Here is a 17,039-nt window from a genome sequence, read left to right on the forward strand (position 1 = left end):
AACATTTAGCCGTGATGAAACACTTATCATATATCACGGAGTAAAAGTTAAAATCCAAACTTTCACTGCATCTTTGCGTCGCAATGTGCTTAAATTGTAAAATTATAATTTTTCATTTTTATAACTATTCCACATTTTCATAGCAGGTGTTAGAATTTTTAGCACCTCAACTTTACTTTCATTACTAATTATTTTATTAATTAGTTTATCTAATAATTTATTATCCAAATTTTTAGTTATTAAATCTATATTATCATCACTTAGATTTTCCAAAAATCTTCTTAAGTTAATTGAATTATCATAGTTTTGAAACAAGGGTTTTGCAAGCTTTTCATACTTATCCAAATTACATAAATCGTAAGCCGAATAAATTCCTGTTAACACTGAATTGATCTGGCCGAATCCAAGTCCTGGTGAAATTGTTCCAAAACAATTTCCAACAAAATATGTATTTTCAATTATAGGCTTATCACATATACCCATCATATATCTTGTAATTTCAAACCTGTCAGTTATCCTAAAATTTTCATCTAAATCTCTACATGCCATATTATAAAATGTTTCCCACATTGTATTTATATCTAACTTTATATTATTGGGATAATCAGGATAAGCAATAACCAAATTGGCTTCCTTTTCTGAAAAAGGTATTAACCATGCATATCCTTTTGGTATTACATCATAATTAAACCACACGTGAGCAATATTTGTAAGGAATTTCCCTTCAACTGTAGCTCCCTTTATAGTACATGTTAAATCACATCTGTAGTTTCCTAATTTGCAAGCATATGCTCCATCACCAGTTGCTAATATCACATATTCAAATTCTTTACACAATTGCTCATATTCATAATTTGAATTAAAATTTATTTTAGATTTAACTTGTCTTTCCAATTGACATTCATAAGAATTTTCATGTCTCCCTCTAATATTTACATAACCTATAGTTCCATCAATAACTCCTACTTCACTCTTAGAATGAACTACTAATTTATTAACCATATCTGTAGGCTTCAAATATATATCATAATTTTCTTTAAGATATTTAAGTTCATCTTTAATAGGCCTATTCAATATGCTAAATGTAGCTTCACCATTAACAAATCTATCCCCTACACGATTTCTTTTTTCAAAAATAGTTGGCTTTACTCCATGCTTCTCCAGCATTATGGCACAAGATAATCCAGACATTCCTGCTCCCATAATAGCAACTTCCATAGTAAACACCTCCATTCCATATAGTTTTTGTTCTTACAATTTTTCTATACATAATACTTATATTTTATAAAAAATTTAATCTGTTTCAAAAAATATTTGCCAATCTTATTATTACTTCTATATACATTATCTATGATTTATATATGCACATACAAAAATTCCATATATTTATTTGATGTAATTATTATTTTACTTCTGTACATAATAACTATAACTATTTGTTATAAAAATAAACTATAGGAGGTTTATTATTATGTTTCATTTTCCATCCACTTCAAAGAGAGTGGAATTAAATACTGATAAAGATATTAATAATGAAATTAAAAGAGAAACTTTTGAAAACATTTCACATTTCATTGGCAAAGATGATGAAGAAATTTTATCTAGGATAGAAGAACTTGATGAAGAATGGGATATTGAAAGATTATTAGAGGCTAATGCAGCATCCATTGTAGCTTTGAGTACAATACTTGGATTTACAAGAAATAAAAGATGGTTTGCTATTTCAGGAATGGTAGGATGTCTTTTATTACATCATGCTCTTTATGGATGGTGTCCTCCAGTGCCTATGCTCAGAAGATTAGGTATAAGAACTTCTTCAGAAATCAATTATGAAAAGGAAGCACTTAAAAATCTGCTTGAATTTCCATATTAAAAATTTTAATAACTATGTTTTAAATTTTATTAATACTGTAGAGTTTAATAATGAAATGCGTTGGTAAAACTATTCTTCATACTAATTATCAACGCATTAAAGTTTTTTCATTAATCATCACCATTTTCTAGCAATTTTCCTAATTGAAATAGCTTTTTCTTAATTGTTATTTTATATCTCCATCTTTAGATATGCTATCTTATCCATAATATTCATATACAACTCCTCTACTAAATCACACATTATATCTTTTAAGCCTAATTGCTCATACTAAATTTTCTTAAAGAATGCTATTAATTATTTTTACAATATGCATAGTCATAATGCGAATTTTAAAATATAATTAATAGAGGTATTAACTAGAAATTTGTCTTATATTATACATAACAAATTAATTCTTAACATTAATTTGTTATAATTTAAATTTGTAAACTAAAGTGGAGGTACATACCTATGGAAGATAAAAAAATAAACACAAAAATTCAAAAACCTAAACTTGATAATGACCTAGATAACATAGAGTTATTCTGCGAGAATATAATAGATGAGGCTATATTTTCTCTTGGAAAGATTATTGATTGTTCTTTAGAAAATTATGAAGCAGACAGAATCAATTTTAAACAAGTACTATTTAAAAATGTAGTTTTTAATAATATAACCTTTAGACGTATAGAAATGGTAGATGTAATATTTGAAAATTGTGATTTATCAAATGTTGATTTTATGGAAGCTTCACTCCATAAAGTAGAATTTATAAATTGTAAGATCATTGGTACTAATTTAAGTGAATCTACTCTAAGAAATGTTATTTTTGAAAATTGCAATGGTGAATATGCATTTTTTAATTATTCTAACCTTAAACAAGTTGCATTTTCTCAATGCCAATTACGTTCTTCAGACTTTCAAAATTCAATATTTTCAAAAGTTGAATTTCAAGAATGCAATTTACTTGAAACTCAAATGAATTTTACAAGTCTCAAAGGAATAGATTTCACAAGTTGCGATATTGAAGGAATGGCAGTAAACATTAATGATGTTAAAGGTGTTATAGTTACTACTATGCAAGCTGTTTACCTCTCTACTCTAATGGGAATTATCATTAAATAAAAAATAATTTATTTCTAACAATAATTAAAATTATTTAATAATAATTATTGATTTATTTTCTAATTCTGTTATAATTATATATATCATAATAAATAACTAATAAAATTTTCAAGGAGGCATACATAATGTTTGAATGGAAAGAAGAATATGAAACAAAAATAGAAGTCATAGATACACAACACAAGGAATTATTTAAAATTGCAAATGAATCTTATGCTCTTTTAAAAAATGATATAATTCTAGATAAATATGATAAGGTTGTAGAAATAATAAATAGATTACTTGATTATTGTGAATACCATTTTTCTACAGAAGAAGAATACCAATTAAGTATAGGTTATAAAAAATTTCTAAGTCACAAGGTACAGCATGAGGAATTCATCAAAAAACTTAGAGATGAAAATTTAAAAAAAATGGATGAAAATCAAGATGAATATCTAATGAATATATTGGAATTTTTCATGAAATGGATCACAGGACACATATTAGCTAGAGATATGGATTATGTTCAATATGCTAGAACCCTAGCTTAATTAAAAAAGCTATGAAATTATAATATTGTAATTTCATAGCTTTTTTATACATTTTCAAATGTATTTATTACTTAAGTAAAGGCATGCTTCCTGTAAGTTTATTAACTTTTTTCTTGTTTCCACATATGGTAAGTCCAAAATAAGTATGCTCTTCTTCTAACGTATTTGATGCTTTTTCAATGTACTGACTGTAAACATTACAGCTTTGTGCAACATCAGAAAAATCCACTACCACCATGTCCTGAAAATCAGTATTATAAAGTTTTTCTCTTAAATCTTTAAGCATTTCTTTGTTACCTTTTAAGATTGGTACAGGTATTGTTGTAATGCCTAAATGTGTTTTTCCTGAAGCATCAACAACATCTTCGCCTACCAATTCTGGAACATATTTTCCCAGTGTAATGCTCAATATTGATGCAGTATTTGCGATAATTCCTAGTGGAAGGTTTTCATTTATAACTATAACACATTTGATATCTTTTTCATTCATTACTTATCTCCTTCTTGTATAAAAATTTTAGTATATTGCTTTGGTGTTAAACCAATAAATTTTTTAAAAAAATTTGTAAAATGGCTTTGATCTGTAAATCCAGTTTGCATGGCAACATCTATTGGTGCAATTCTCTGCTCTAAAAGCTTTTTTGCCTTACTAATACGAATGCTTTCAAGATAACCATATGGTGTTATTCCTTTTTGTTTTGTAAAAGAACGTAATAAATAGTATTTATTTAATCCTGTTAATTCACTCAATTTGTTTAATGTAATACTTTCCATATAATTTTCTTGTAAAAAATCACATATAGTTTTAACTTCTGAATTTGTTTCCTTTAAAGTGTCTACAGTAACTGCATCAGCATATTCAGTTATCAACTGTTCAATTATAAATAGGAAAATTTCTTCTTTTTTAAAATCTCTTTCCTCATTCATAATCATAAGATACAATTCCTGTAAAGAAGGTACAATATCACTATTAAAAACTGCATTTTCTTTAAAATATGGCACATAATCTTTTCCTGTTATCTCAAACACCACTTTTTTCATTACCTCACTATTTATGTTCATACATCGATAGTCAAGTGTTCCACCATCAATTTGCTGACATGTGTGGTTATCACCAGGATTAAATAATACCAAATCTCCTTTTTCAATTACATATTCTTTATTTTTACAAAATAACTGCCGCCTACCACTTTCAATAAAACCTATAACATAATATTCATGAAAATGATTGGGAAATTTCTGCTTAATACCTTTAAAATTATAAGCTTCTATATTCAAATCTATATCAAAACAAACAGTCCGATTTTCTTTTTGCACTTATGTTCCTCCTTTCCTTTTGTTTTTTATAGAATAACATAAACAAGTTCAATGTTTCTTGTATAATATTGACTAAATTCCATCTTAAATAAGAAAATATAAAATCACAGTACATTCTTTTAATACATAAAAAACTATATCATTTATTGACATATATATCATTAAATGATATAGTTTATTTAACGATATATCATTTAATGATATATAATAGGAGGTGAACATAATTGTGGCTAGAAATGATTCTTTAAAAATGGGTGAACTAACAGATGCTTACTATTACATTTTGCTTTCTTTAATAAATCCTAAACATGGTTATTTAATTATGAAGTCCATAGAAGAAATGTCTGAAGGCAAATTTTCAATAGGTCCTGCATCATTATATACAAGTATAAAAAAACTTCTTGATGCAGAATTAATAAAACTTACAGAAGAATCAGAACAAAAAAAAATTTATATTACTACAGATAAAGGCATTAAATTTCTAAAAAATGAAATTGAGAGAAAAAGAAAAATGATTGAAATTGCTGAAAAAGTATTTAATTATAAGGAGATGTTATAAAATATGTCAGATACTAAATATGTTATGAGCAAAGGAACAGCATTTGCAGAACATGAGGAAATGAAAATATTATCTGAATATGCTAGTAAAGGTTGGATTTTATATAAATTTGCTTTTTTAGGATATAAATTAAAAAAGGCTAACCCAGAAAAATTACAATATGCTTTAGATTATAGAAATAATGCCGATGAAGAATATTTTTCATATTTTAAAGAAGCAGGATGGCACCATGTATGTTCCAGTGCAAATATGATTCATATATTCAGTGCTCCCGAAGGAACAAAACCAATTTATACTGATAATAATACTGAATCAGAAAAATATATAAACCAATATAAATCTATGAAGAAAGTAGCAATACCCTCTTTGTTATGTTCTATTTTATTTATCATTTTAATGTTTCTTGCTGAATATAATCATATACCTAATATATATGTAATAATTTTTGCTATTCTTTTACTGCCCTCAGCAATACTTGCTGTTATTACAACATTACTATGTATTGCTTATTATAAAAAAACAAATGAAACCGAAAGAGTTTATTCTTCTAGTAAAAGACACAAAATAGTAGACAAATTATCAATAATTATGCTTATAATACTAATATCTTTAACAGTTTTAATGTTCCTTGATATTATAAGTATTAGTGGTATAGTATTTTATCCTATAGTCTTAATTACCTTTCTGTTAATATTATTTAGCTGTTTTATGAAATAGAAAATGTTAAAGCTGGCAAAATACTTAAATTGTATTTTACCAGCTTTATATTAGAATTTGATAAACTCCATTTTAATCAAGCTTAATTTCCTTTCTCCAATTTTCATTTACAAGTGTACTTGATGAAAGCGCATTATCAACTTGATGTAATATTTCACTAAAATACTTTTTAGGAACCTTACTTAAAGAAAGTAAGTGTTCTTTCTTTATCTCATCATATATATAGCTTCCTCTTTCCACTGTACCAGAATTATAAAATCTTAAAATATAAATTGTGGTATCTTCATTTTCATCTCCCACATATAAGCCTTCAAAACTTAATTCTACTCCTATGCTTAAATTTTTATCTTCCTTATACAATTCATAATACCCACCTGCATCTTGAACTGAACCTCTATACCAACCATAGTTCATTAGCTTGCCAGCAAGTGAAAGTCCATTTACAATTTTCCCACCAAATCTATCTACATAATTCATACTTTTTTCTTTTTCTGTTAAAGTGAATGTCTTTCTATTGAGCTGCCCTATAGGTTGAACAATCTCATAATTTTCAAGCTGCTCATTCCAAAGTGTTAAATCTTCACCATTAAGCTCAAGTGGATGTACAAGTCCTATGCTGCAATCATCAAGCAGTTCAAATTCATCTTCATCCTTGGTATTAAAGCTTCCATCTTCCATATATCTAAATGTGTTTATTAGCTTTGAATCCTTATATGCTCCCCAAACGAGTCCTATAGCAAATTGATGCATGATTGGATTTTCAACAAATAAATTCATCCATGTAGTCTTTGTCCATTTTCTATCATTAGAAAGTGCTAGATCCATTCTTGTAGTTTGTATTGAAACTGTTGTCTTTAACTGCTTTTTAAAGGTTTTAAACTCACTATGTGCTTCTTTAGCCTTTTCTTCATCATCTCTTTTACCTGGAGAAGGTAAATTTTTAAGTTTCTTTTTGTTTTCATCATATACTTCAATAGAAAGATCAGGTGTAAGATTTACAGTGAATTTTCTACTTCCATAATCAAATATTCTTTCGCCATTTATATCAAAGCCCAAATTTGGTACAATCTTATCAGATAGCTCTTCTCTGTCTACTCCCATTTGCTCTGCAGCAAAATCAAGAGCTTCTGAGGCTGCCTTCTTTACCTGTTTATACTTGAACTTTCTTGAAATACCATCAACTATTAAAAGTGCACTAGAACTTCCATTTAAAGCAAGAGCCTTTACAGCTTCACTAGCTATTGCCCCTCTTGAATTTTTAGCCCAGTTATTTATATCCTTTTCTAATTTTACAACAATTTCATCTCCACCATGAACCGCTGAAAATCCAAGCACCCATCTCTTTTTTGATTCAGCACCTTTTTCAAACCATCTATCAAAAACTTCATTTGCAAATAACTTCATATCAAATTCATTTAATTTTTCTGCAAATCTATCTCCATCTACACTTATTCCTATATTGCTGGATGCAGAATAACAAAGTAGAATAGCTTTTAAATAATCCTCTTCACAATAATTATCATTTTCCTTTAATCTAACCTTTGGCAATGATTCAAATTCAAGCCATGAAAGTGACTTTTTCTTGTTGCCCTTTAACAAATTTTTAATTAAATCATCATCTTTTAATTCTTTTTCTTCACCTTCTTGTTCAATACCTAAAACTTCCATAAGCAAAGTTCTTATTTTTTGACTTTTTTCAACTTCTAAAGCATAACTTAAAGAATCTTTAATAAGCTTCTTTATTTCTTGGCTAATATTTTTATCATACCATTTTGAGAATATTTTTATGGCAATTTCTCTTTCACCCTGCTTTTGAGACTTTAATTTATTAATGATATCATCTATATAAGAAATATTATTTAAATCATTTGTAAATAGTTCTATAATCTTTTCCTTAACTTTTTTTGAACTACTAGCAAACTCATCAAAAATTGCTTTCATATTTTCCTCTGACTTAATTTTAAATATATATTCTATAAATGTACATCTTGAATCTGCTGAAATATTTTTTATATTTTGAATAACTTCTTTTCCATCCTGTATTATAATATCTTTTAAAACATCAGTCATTGCATTTGCTATATTATTTTCATAATCATAACTAGTTAGTATCTTATCAATAATCTTCATTTTCATAGTTACAGATACATTATATTTTCTCAAAATATCAAATATTAACTGAAACTTTTCTTTACTATAACGATTACCACTTTGTTTATCATGTACAGATGCAAGATTTAAAATATATCTTTGATATTTAAGTACAGATAAAATTACAATTGAACGCTCATATATATCAACATTACATCCTATTTTTTTACATAAAATAGAAAACAAATATGTGAGGTCACTATTTACTCTCCAAGAATTTAATTCCTTAGGATTTATTGAATAAATTCTATTCTTAACTTCTTCAAAAGCGCTTGTACCATTCAAAAATGCTTCTACTATACTTATATCTCCTTCATCTACATCATCTTCTCTTAGAATCTCTGAAAATATATTTACACAATCATTTTCCAAACTTTTTATATAATCCATTTTTTTATCATCATCAAGCATAAATGAAATTAAATAATTTTTTGCAATGCCTTCACACAAACCTATAGCATCTTCAAAAGTTTTTTTATCTTTTTTAAGCCTTTCACTTAACACTTTTGTTGCATTTTCATTACCTGTAAATTTTTCTGCATACCATGCTATATGATACTTTGAAGGTATTTCAAATATTGTGTCAAAATTATTTACTGTATCAGAATAACAGCTTGCTACAGGCATAATAGCATAAGCTGAATTTAAAGCAAATTTAAAATCCACCATTGTGAAAAATCTAAAAATTTTCTTTAAAGTTGCAGATCTACTTGCATTTAATGATGAAAGTCCTATTAAGAATTTAAACAAATAATTGTTGAATTTATAAGTTTTAACCTTATCTATAATACTTTCAGGCAATTTATGATCATTTCCGTTTATAAAATCTTGAATTTTCTTAACTAAATCCTCTGGCATCTTATTTTCATAAAGATTGTCTATTGAATCTGTAAAATCATCTTCTATGACTTTTAAAAATTCTGCATATCTATAATCTTTTTCTACCATTTTACAGCTGCAGTATATTGAATAAAGCAACATTTTTTGATTTGTCTTTACTAAACCAGCTGCCTTAATTAAAACCTCAGGATTTTCATTGCAAATATCATATATTATTTTAAAATACCTTCTTTCCAATCTATTGAAGTCATAAGTTAAGGGTTCTATATATAATATTAATACTATATATTTTTCAATTCCAGCATCTATAAATTCTTTTGCATTGAGTTCTGAAAACCAATAATAGGATTTATTTACTATAAGACTGGCACTTGGACCACCCATTTTAAATAACATGTTTATGTACTTTCTCATATAATCATTATTTTTATATTTTCTGACGGAACTAAGTGCATGGACAGTTTTTTTAAGGTTATCATCTGAAATTGAATAAAATTTTATTTCAGGCAATATATTTAAAAATTCATTTTCATCAATTTCATCTTCAAGGTAATCTTCTAATTTTTCTACCACATTTTCAGACACATTAAGTTCCTCAAGTGTATCCATTATTCTATTTAATAAGTGTTCTTTCATATTCATAAAACATCATCTCCATTTCATATACAGCTTATTAACTCAATAATCAAAAACTACTTTTTTAAAGTACAGCTTTTAACTATCAAATCTTTGCTATTTTTTCTTTTAGATTTAACATATATAATTTTTTACTACAAATTAAACAATACTCATTTAACTCTGAATAATTTTTCATGGTTTCTTCATAATCAAAATTAAAGTTATGTCTTTTATTTGAAAGTTTATCACATATATTTTTTAACTTCTTGGCACCATAGGTCATTCCACAACTTTCCATCAGCAGACTTAACCTTAAAAATTCGTTTAAAGTAAAATCACCTGGTGAATTAAATCCGCTAAAAAAAATTTCTTGTAAAGCCTTTTCGACTTCCTTTAATATTTCAAGTATTTCTTCTTTCTCATTCATATATATCACCATCCAATAGTTGCTATACTGTTAAGTTTTCAACTTCTCCTGCATCATCATAATAGCTGATTGGGTAAAACATAAGCTTTTCTTTATCTATATAAACCTTTCCCATAAATAAATGAGTTTTTTTATATTTTACCAACCTTTCTAAAGTTCTTATAATTTTTTTACCTTCACTAGAAAATTTAACAATTACTTTGCAAACATTTTTTTCTTTATCATATATTGGGAGTGAAAATTCTTGAGTTATATTATCAAAATTAGCCTCTCCAAATTCATTTATACTTAAAAATACTAAGTTATAATTTTCATTTTTCCCATTTTCATTTAAAAATATCTTTTCTAAAAGCTGCTGCCAGTTATCATAAGTAAAATTTTCAACATTTAATTTTGAAAAATAACTTTTATCTATAATTGTTCCTTTTGATTCACTGCTGGAAGAAATTCTATTTGCAGAATTTATTTTGCCATGAACAAGCTTAAAAGTTATTTTAGACAATTCCTGTACACTGCAATTTAGTTCCCATGGTGCAGCTTCATTAAAATTTCTTTTAACTTTTACATTGTCATAATATGTAGGAATTGCATGAGTATATGTATAAATTTGCTTTCTTTTGTTTTCTAAAAAATAATAAGTAATTCCTTCATAGCCTGATTTACTCTTCCACTTTTCAGCACCAAAACCATGAAGCTCTACTGGAGGAATTTCATAATAAGAACTTTTAAATTCACCAACTAATGAGCTTAATTTATTTAAATCTTCTATATTTTCCATGGAAATTGTCCTAGTATAAAGATTAGTTAGTTTGTTTAACAGATTTTTTGCAGTAAAAGAGGCATTTTTATTAAAATAAAGTAAAAACTCCTCTCTTATATCCCTTATGCTTTTTTCAAAATTAGGCAACTCATAATTATGACATATAACTGCAGTGCTATTTAGCTTGTCCAAAATTGTTATAGGAGTTCTTGAAAGACCTGTTATAAATATGTCTTCAATAGTCTGTCTTAACTTTACTGCCGCCTTTTTCATCTCATCTTTATTAAAAAGCAATTCATTCTCAATAAAGTCTTTGAGTTTTTCAAGTTTCAAATACCCTTTTTCAAGTTTATATAAAATTAAAGCTTCAGCTTTATGTACACAAAGTTCTTTTGACTTGCAGCTGCAAATTGAATTTTCTATATCATCTAAAAGCTTAACTAATATGCCTTCATCATTAAAATCAACTTCTATAATAGAACCTTCTTTTATTGTAAAGTTTATTCCGTATTCTATTCTTTTTACTATGTTTTCTAAGCTTTTTTCTCCTATTTTATTTTTTATATCCTCTATTTTAAATTCTTTTAATTTTAAAAATTCTTCGTTATCTTCCTTATATTCATCTTCACTATTTTCTAATTTAAATATTTCTTTTTGGTTTTCAATTAAATATAAATAGCACATAATAACATGCTTGCATATACTTCTTGATGGGCAGCTGCATTGGTATTTTTGAATATCTTCACTTATAAGACAAGTTATATCATCAATTTTAAACTCAATGCCTTCATCTTTTGTTTCATATTCAAAGTTTGAAACTTTAGCTAAATCCTTTTCTGCCCTATTTGTAATACCCTTATTGCTTATTCCTACAAGATATTCTTTATTTATAGTTTTAATGAATTTTCCAAAGGTTTTTAAGAAATTATCTTTGCTATCCAATTTGATAACCCCCCCGGCGTCATTGCTGCAACTTCTGCTCCAAGAGAAGCCATTTTTAAGCCAGCATTTTTATCATAGGAAGGTGATGCCTCCATATCCAGTGCTGTAAGTACAATCAACTTTGACCCACTTTCAACAATGGATTTTGCCCTAGCGTACATGTTTCCATAACCTCCTCCTTCATATAGATCCGTAACTAAAATTACTATAGTTCTATGTGGATTTTCAATTAAACCTTCACAATAAGTTAATGCCTTACTTATATTAGTACCACCACCAAGCTGTATACTCATAAGAGTTTCCACCGGATCATCAATGTATCCAGTTAAATCCACCACTTCTGTATCAAATATAACAAGATTTGTTTTAAGCATCGGAAGCTTTGCAAATATTCCAGCCATTATTGCACTGTGAATTACAGAATCAAGCATAGATCCACTTTCATCCACTGCGATTATCACATCCCAAGGATTAAATTTCTTAACTCTTTCATTGAAATATATTTTATCTACAATAATTTTGTTTTCATTTAAATCGTAATTTTTTAAATTTCTCTTTATAGTCTTCTTAAAATCTATATTTCTTGAGCATTTAATTATAGAGGATTTATTTTTATTTATCCTTCCTGTAATGGACTTCTTAACATCATTTTCAAGCTCTTTAGTTATTTGTTCTGCAATGTTTTTTACAATGGTCTTTGCAGTATTTAAAACCTCACCTTTCATAAGACGCTTCATCTGAAGTATATTTTTTAGAAGTTCTTTATTAGGCTCCAACTTTTTAAGAACTTCTTTGTCTGTTAAGAGCTCTGTTAGATTGTATTTTTCAATAGCATGCTTTTCAAGGACTTCAACCGTTTCCTTTGGAAAAAGTTCTCTTATCTTAGTTATCCATTTTGGTACAGTTAAATCTGAAGCTGATAAGCTGCCCGGACCTTTACTTTTTCTTACACCGTCTTTTTCGCTATATTCCCTAGAATATAAAAAATCTAATAAATTGTCCATATCCATGTAATTAATACTTGAATTACCACTTTCAAAGGAAATTTGATTTTCTGAATATTTTCCAAGTATTAATCTCCATCTGCTTATATTGCTCACTAGACTCTCCACCTCCTACTTAATTATTATATTTTCTCTAAAGCAAGATTTATTTTCATTTTATAGGACAGAATACAATTATCCATTATAGCCTGCAATTAGAATTAAAATACTTATATGCAGCAATTGATCAATTAGATTAACTACATAATATTTTAAAGACCCATGTATATATGAAATCTTATAGCATTTAATATAGTCAATAATAAAATGACTGATAAAAACTATAAAAATGTTGTATACAGTAAATAACTTCAAAAATAAAAATGCTAAAGAAGCTGATAAAGTATATAAAATTACATGTATAACTATAAACTTTACATTCTGCCTTTTTAGTATTCCAAAATCACTGCACTTAAAAATTTTTCTTATAAACAAACTTCTTTGAAGAACCACATCTCCAAATAAGTGAAAAAATATTAGTATAAAGTATGTCTTCATCATTAAACCTCATGTTACATATAGTGTATAAGTTATATTTTTTTGAATTTCACTTATGAATATATCAATCACTTGATATTATTCCCATTTGCTTCATTTTACTAACTGCATATTTATCAGTTTCTTCTCCAAACTTCAAAATTTCAGGCGAAACAGTTGTTAATTTATCAAAATGACTTTTAGAAGTATCATAAGCTTGTGCTACTTTTTCTCCTATTTCATCTATTTCCCTTGGTATAAAGTAGCTGAAAGCAAGTCTAAGATTTGGAACAATCCTTATAAACTCTTCTTCTGAAACATTGCCTACAAATTTGTCAATAGATTTCAAAATTGAATCCTCAACAAAAATCAAATCTCTAGCTGTTGAAAATAACCCATTTAAAAATAAAGGTGCTTTTAAAGCTTCATCTTTAGTCCCCATAATATATCCTTCTAAAGTTTTTGCTATTTTATTTACTTTCATTTCGCCAAATCCATATAATATCCCATATGCAGCCCCTTCAATTCCAGCATTTATAGAATCCTTTCTTAATAGTGAAAATAATGCTTCTTTAAAAAGATTACTATCCAATTTAATTTCTCTGTTAAGTACAATATTAAATACTTCCTTTAAACAATTTATTGCTTTTACGGTTTCTTCTTCATTAATGGAATTCATGTCTGAAATCAATATGCATATTTTACTATAAGCATAAAAAATCATATTTTCTATTTCATTCATACAATCCATTAAATACAATTCTCTTACTTCATAAATGTGATTTAAATAATACAAACATTCCACTAATGAATAAAAACTTCCATCCTCTGTAATATTCTTTTTTAATGAACTTATGGTGAAATTAAAAATTTCATCAAGTCCCATGTTAAATGCCTGCACCAGCATTTTAGAAATACTAGATGAATTTTTTGCACTTTCGGATATTTCCTTTTTTATAAGGGAAGTGCAAGCTTCTTTTAAGGTTCCTCCATAAACTGAGTTTTCAATGAGAATAGAATCCACAGAAGTACTCCATTTATAATTCCAGGTTTCCCTTATTAAATTAACATTTTTCTTCAGTAAAATATTAGGACCCTTTAAAAGATTACAAAAGTTAGTATCCATAAATTTCATTCTATGCATAAAGCAGCTTATTTCTCTATATCTCTTAGATGAAAATATTTCAAGAACAATCTCCTGACCAATAGTTGTATTTACCTTTAATTTGAATTTTGAACAACTATCCTTAAAATCATTTACAAGAGGTGGTACATCAGCTAAGTCACAAAGCTTACCAATTTTATTACCTGTAAGCTGTTTATACAAAATTTTTAATGGTTCTTCTGTAGATATATTCAAATCACCTTTTATAAATGAAGAAGTTACAGCATCTATAAGTTCATAAACTCCTATTTGTGATTTTCCTCTTAAGCTGGCAAGTCCTCTGCACATATCAAAAGCACATATTTCATCAAAAGTAGAAAGACATCCATCATTTTTTCTTACCTTTTTACCGCTTTCAATAATATTTGAAAGTACAGAATTATTGTAAGGCGTTTCACATTTTTCCTCAATGTTATTCCATATTCCTTCATAAAAACTAGGGAATGGCATTCCGCTGGCATATCCATTTAATTGATCTGCTGCCTCCATAGAATAAGGCATAACATATACTCCCTTATCCTTTTCATCAATTTTAGAAAGCTTCATCTTATTATCCTTATCTAAAAGTTCAATTATCCCTGAAGTGTGAAAGCCTCCCGTAACAACTAAAATCTTATTATAACTTTTAAGAGCTTCTTGTATTTTAGAAGTCATAAAAATTTCTCTTGCTAAGCATCCTTCTTCTATAAGTTCTTCTTCTTTACTATAAGCTCTTGAAAAATAACAATAGGAAAGTAAATTGTATACAAATTTTTCTTTGTTCATATTAAGTCCTTGAATTTCAAATAACTTTTCCCAAAGCTCATTGAAATTTCTGCAACCTTCTTTTTCAGAAATACTTTTTAAAAACTTACTTCTTTCTAAAAAATAATCATCATTGTAATTTAATTTATCCTGCCTTTTCAAAAGACCCTTTCCTTCAATGCTGTTTATTAAAATATCACTATAGGAAAGATCTATAAACTGCGTTTCTATTTTTCTTTCTCTTCCCTGTCTCAATGCTACAAGTTCTGGTGAATAATCTAAAAATGGATAATAACATCTATATTTACCTTTAGTACCATCTACAAGCTCTTTTGAATCAGAATAAGAATAATAAATTGCAAAAGGTGCTTTACTTTCCTCATGGCATAAAATATCTTTTACCCTATTCCCATCTATAGGCCCTTCAATTAATATAATATCTGGATTATATTCCTCAATAGTACTCTTTAAATGATAAGAACATGCAGGACTGTGATGTCTTACAGGAAAAAATACAAGCTTTGAATTTAAATTAAAAGCTTTTTTAAATAGTTCATCTATTTTATCCATTTCCTTGCTTCGTAATACTTCTCCCATAAACTACCACCTTCTACAGCTTTTGATTTTACAACAACATTAAAATAATTTTTTAATTTTTCAAGATCATCTCTGCTCTCTTTTAAAGCAGCACCCATAATGTTTTGGACCATAGAATCCAAGCTTATTTTAGAATCCCCATAATAATAAGAGTTCATTATAGTTTGATAATAAACAGACACAGCTTCTGCAGTACTCATTACTGAAGAAGGTTTGTCTATTCTTATTCCATTAGAAGATATTCCTTCTCTTAATTCATGAAAAGTTGAAGCTAAGAGACTTGCTACATCCTCCTCAACTTGCATTTCTACATTATTCTGAGATGTAAGTTTCTTTACTTCATTTGTTATAATCTTAGCCTCAAGAGAAACATCCTTTATAGGAAATATAGTTTCAAAGTTGAATCTTCTCTTTAAGGCACTACTCATTTCATTAACACCTTTATCCCGAGTATTAGCAGTACCAATTACGTTAAAACCAGGCTTTGCAAATAAAAGGCCTTCACTTTCTCCAAGTTCTGGTATGTTTAATACTTTATCACTTAATATGCTTATTAAACTATCTTGAATTTCAGAAGGACATCTTGTTATTTCCTCAAATCTTGTAATAATACCCTTTTCCATTCCAACAAATAATGGTGCTTTTACTAATGCTTCTAAAGTTGGTCCTTTAGCTAAAAGCATGGCATAATTCCAGGAATATTTAATCATATCCTCTGTGGTACCTGCTGTTCCTTGAACCGTATTGTTACTATATCCACATATTGCTGCTGATAAAAATTCAGATAACATAGTCTTTGCAGTCCCTGGCTCTCCAACTAACATCAATCCTCTATTACCAGCAAGGGTTATAATGCACCTTTCAACTAATGAATCATTTCCAAAAAATTTTTTATTTATATGTATAGTTTTATTCTTATAAGTTAAAGGTTCAGAACTTCCAAGTATGAATTTTCTAACAGCTTTTGGTGACAAAATCCAATTATTAGGTTTAATGCCATCATCATTTTTCTTTAAAGCTGCAAGTTCTTCCTTATATAAAACCTCTACAGGTGGTTTTAACATTTTCTCCGCCATACAATCCCTCCTACATTTTATCAAATAATATGTTAAAACATATATTTCTTCATATTATCTTAAAATTTACCATATTCATATATCGGATATTTT

15 protein-coding genes are annotated in these 17,039 nt (G+C 27.4%); 5 read left to right on the plus strand and 10 right to left on the minus strand.

The features are described from left to right. Window positions 1-102 precede the first annotated feature (102 nt). On the minus strand, window positions 103-1,218 hold the full coding sequence (locus EG57_RS0215970) for an NAD(P)/FAD-dependent oxidoreductase (protein WP_032078189.1): 1,116 nt from the start codon (window positions 1,216-1,218) through the stop codon (window positions 103-105). 253 nt (window positions 1,219-1,471) lie between these two features. Here EG57_RS0215970 and EG57_RS0215975 point away from each other — a divergent pair, with 253 nt between their 5' ends. The 3 genes from EG57_RS0215975 to EG57_RS0215985 all read left to right on the plus strand — a co-directional run bounded on the left by EG57_RS0215975 (window position 1,472) and on the right by EG57_RS0215985 (window position 3,513). After that, a complete protein-coding gene (locus tag EG57_RS0215975) occupies window positions 1,472-1,873 on the plus strand; it encodes a YgaP family membrane protein (RefSeq protein ID WP_032078190.1) in 402 nt (133 codons plus the stop codon). 453 nt (window positions 1,874-2,326) lie between these two features. Further along, window positions 2,327-2,980, plus strand: coding sequence for a pentapeptide repeat-containing protein (locus EG57_RS0215980; protein ID WP_032078191.1), 654 nt, complete (start codon window positions 2,327-2,329; stop codon window positions 2,978-2,980). A 125-nt stretch (window positions 2,981-3,105) separates the two neighbouring features. Beyond that, entirely contained in the window at window positions 3,106-3,513 is a 408-nt protein-coding gene (locus EG57_RS0215985) for a bacteriohemerythrin (RefSeq protein WP_029159656.1), read from the plus strand. Window positions 3,514-3,580: 67 nt separating this feature from the next. Here the strand turns inward: EG57_RS0215985 and EG57_RS0215990 are convergent, their stop codons facing one another. Continuing rightward, entirely contained in the window at window positions 3,581-4,003 is a 423-nt protein-coding gene (locus EG57_RS0215990; RefSeq protein WP_029159655.1) for a DUF2000 domain-containing protein, read from the minus strand. After that, window positions 4,003-4,830 carry an AraC family ligand binding domain-containing protein gene (locus EG57_RS0215995; RefSeq protein WP_032078192.1) on the minus strand — a complete coding sequence of 276 codons (828 nt, stop codon included), beginning with the start codon at window positions 4,828-4,830 and terminating at the stop codon, window positions 4,003-4,005. Before EG57_RS0215995 ends, EG57_RS0215990 begins: the two co-directional genes overlap by 1 nt. Before the next feature lie 226 nt (window positions 4,831-5,056). On the opposite strand from EG57_RS0215995, the gene EG57_RS0216000 reads away from it, so the two are divergent. Both EG57_RS0216000 and EG57_RS0216005 read left to right on the plus strand, forming a co-directional pair. Continuing rightward, window positions 5,057-5,389, plus strand: a complete 333-nt coding sequence (locus EG57_RS0216000) for a PadR family transcriptional regulator (protein WP_032078193.1) — start codon at window positions 5,057-5,059, stop codon at window positions 5,387-5,389. A 3-nt stretch (window positions 5,390-5,392) separates the two neighbouring features. Beyond that, entirely contained in the window at window positions 5,393-6,106 is a 714-nt protein-coding gene (locus tag EG57_RS0216005) for a DUF2812 domain-containing protein (protein WP_032078194.1), read from the plus strand. Between the two features lie 72 nt (window positions 6,107-6,178). Here EG57_RS0216005 and EG57_RS0216010 read toward each other — a convergent pair whose 3' ends face one another. The 7 genes from EG57_RS0216010 to EG57_RS0216040 form a co-directional block, all read right to left on the minus strand. Then, the gene (locus EG57_RS0216010) at window positions 6,179-9,739 is read right to left on the minus strand and encodes a DUF4132 domain-containing protein (protein WP_032078195.1); all 3,561 of its coding nucleotides are present in this window, start codon (window positions 9,737-9,739) and stop codon (window positions 6,179-6,181) included. A gap of 79 nt (window positions 9,740-9,818) precedes the next feature. Continuing rightward, the gene (locus EG57_RS0216015) at window positions 9,819-10,142 is read right to left on the minus strand and encodes a hypothetical protein (RefSeq protein WP_032078196.1); all 324 of its coding nucleotides are present in this window, start codon (window positions 10,140-10,142) and stop codon (window positions 9,819-9,821) included. A 22-nt stretch (window positions 10,143-10,164) separates the two neighbouring features. Then, window positions 10,165-11,844, minus strand: a complete 1,680-nt coding sequence (locus EG57_RS0216020) for an SWIM zinc finger family protein (RefSeq protein WP_032078197.1) — start codon at window positions 11,842-11,844, stop codon at window positions 10,165-10,167. Then, window positions 11,820-12,944, minus strand: a complete 1,125-nt coding sequence (locus tag EG57_RS0216025; protein WP_032078198.1) for a VWA domain-containing protein — start codon at window positions 12,942-12,944, stop codon at window positions 11,820-11,822. Before EG57_RS0216025 ends, EG57_RS0216020 begins: the two co-directional genes overlap by 25 nt. A 78-nt stretch (window positions 12,945-13,022) precedes the next feature. Then, on the minus strand, window positions 13,023-13,385 hold the full coding sequence (locus EG57_RS0216030; protein WP_032078199.1) for a DUF3307 domain-containing protein: 363 nt from the start codon (window positions 13,383-13,385) through the stop codon (window positions 13,023-13,025). 64 nt (window positions 13,386-13,449) lie between these two features. Next, the gene (locus EG57_RS0216035; protein ID WP_032078200.1) at window positions 13,450-15,870 is read right to left on the minus strand and encodes a DUF5682 family protein; all 2,421 of its coding nucleotides are present in this window, start codon (window positions 15,868-15,870) and stop codon (window positions 13,450-13,452) included. After that, complete coding sequence (locus tag EG57_RS0216040) at window positions 15,831-16,946, minus strand: ATP-binding protein (protein WP_032078201.1); 1,116 nt, start codon at window positions 16,944-16,946, stop codon at window positions 15,831-15,833. Before EG57_RS0216040 ends, EG57_RS0216035 begins: the two co-directional genes overlap by 40 nt. Window positions 16,947-17,039 lie beyond the last annotated feature (93 nt).

Source organism: Clostridium drakei (assembly GCF_000633595.2).
In the GTDB taxonomy this organism is placed as follows: Bacteria; Bacillota; Clostridia; order Clostridiales; family Clostridiaceae; genus Clostridium_AM; species Clostridium_AM drakei.

Excerpts from the sequence above, each read along its gene's own strand:
- EG57_RS0215970 (WP_032078189.1), bottom strand. The coding sequence starts at position 1,218 with ATGGAAGTTGCTATTATGGGAGCAGGAATGTCTGGATTATCTTGTGCC.
- EG57_RS0215975 (WP_032078190.1), top strand. The coding sequence starts at position 1,472 with ATGTTTCATTTTCCATCCACTTCAAAGAGAGTGGAATTAAATACTGAT.
- EG57_RS0215980 (WP_032078191.1), top strand. The coding sequence starts at position 2,327 with ATGGAAGATAAAAAAATAAACACAAAAATTCAAAAACCTAAACTTGAT.
- EG57_RS0215985 (WP_029159656.1), top strand. The coding sequence starts at position 3,106 with ATGTTTGAATGGAAAGAAGAATATGAAACAAAAATAGAAGTCATAGAT.
- EG57_RS0215990 (WP_029159655.1), bottom strand. The coding sequence starts at position 4,003 with ATGAATGAAAAAGATATCAAATGTGTTATAGTTATAAATGAAAACCTT.
- EG57_RS0216005 (WP_032078194.1), top strand. The coding sequence starts at position 5,393 with ATGTCAGATACTAAATATGTTATGAGCAAAGGAACAGCATTTGCAGAA.
- EG57_RS0216010 (WP_032078195.1), bottom strand. The coding sequence starts at position 9,739 with ATGAATATGAAAGAACACTTATTAAATAGAATAATGGATACACTTGAG.
- EG57_RS0216015 (WP_032078196.1), bottom strand. The coding sequence starts at position 10,142 with ATGAATGAGAAAGAAGAAATACTTGAAATATTAAAGGAAGTCGAAAAG.
- EG57_RS0216030 (WP_032078199.1), bottom strand. The coding sequence starts at position 13,385 with ATGAAGACATACTTTATACTAATATTTTTTCACTTATTTGGAGATGTG.
- EG57_RS0216035 (WP_032078200.1), bottom strand. The coding sequence starts at position 15,870 with ATGGGAGAAGTATTACGAAGCAAGGAAATGGATAAAATAGATGAACTA.
- EG57_RS0216040 (WP_032078201.1), bottom strand. The coding sequence starts at position 16,946 with ATGGCGGAGAAAATGTTAAAACCACCTGTAGAGGTTTTATATAAGGAA.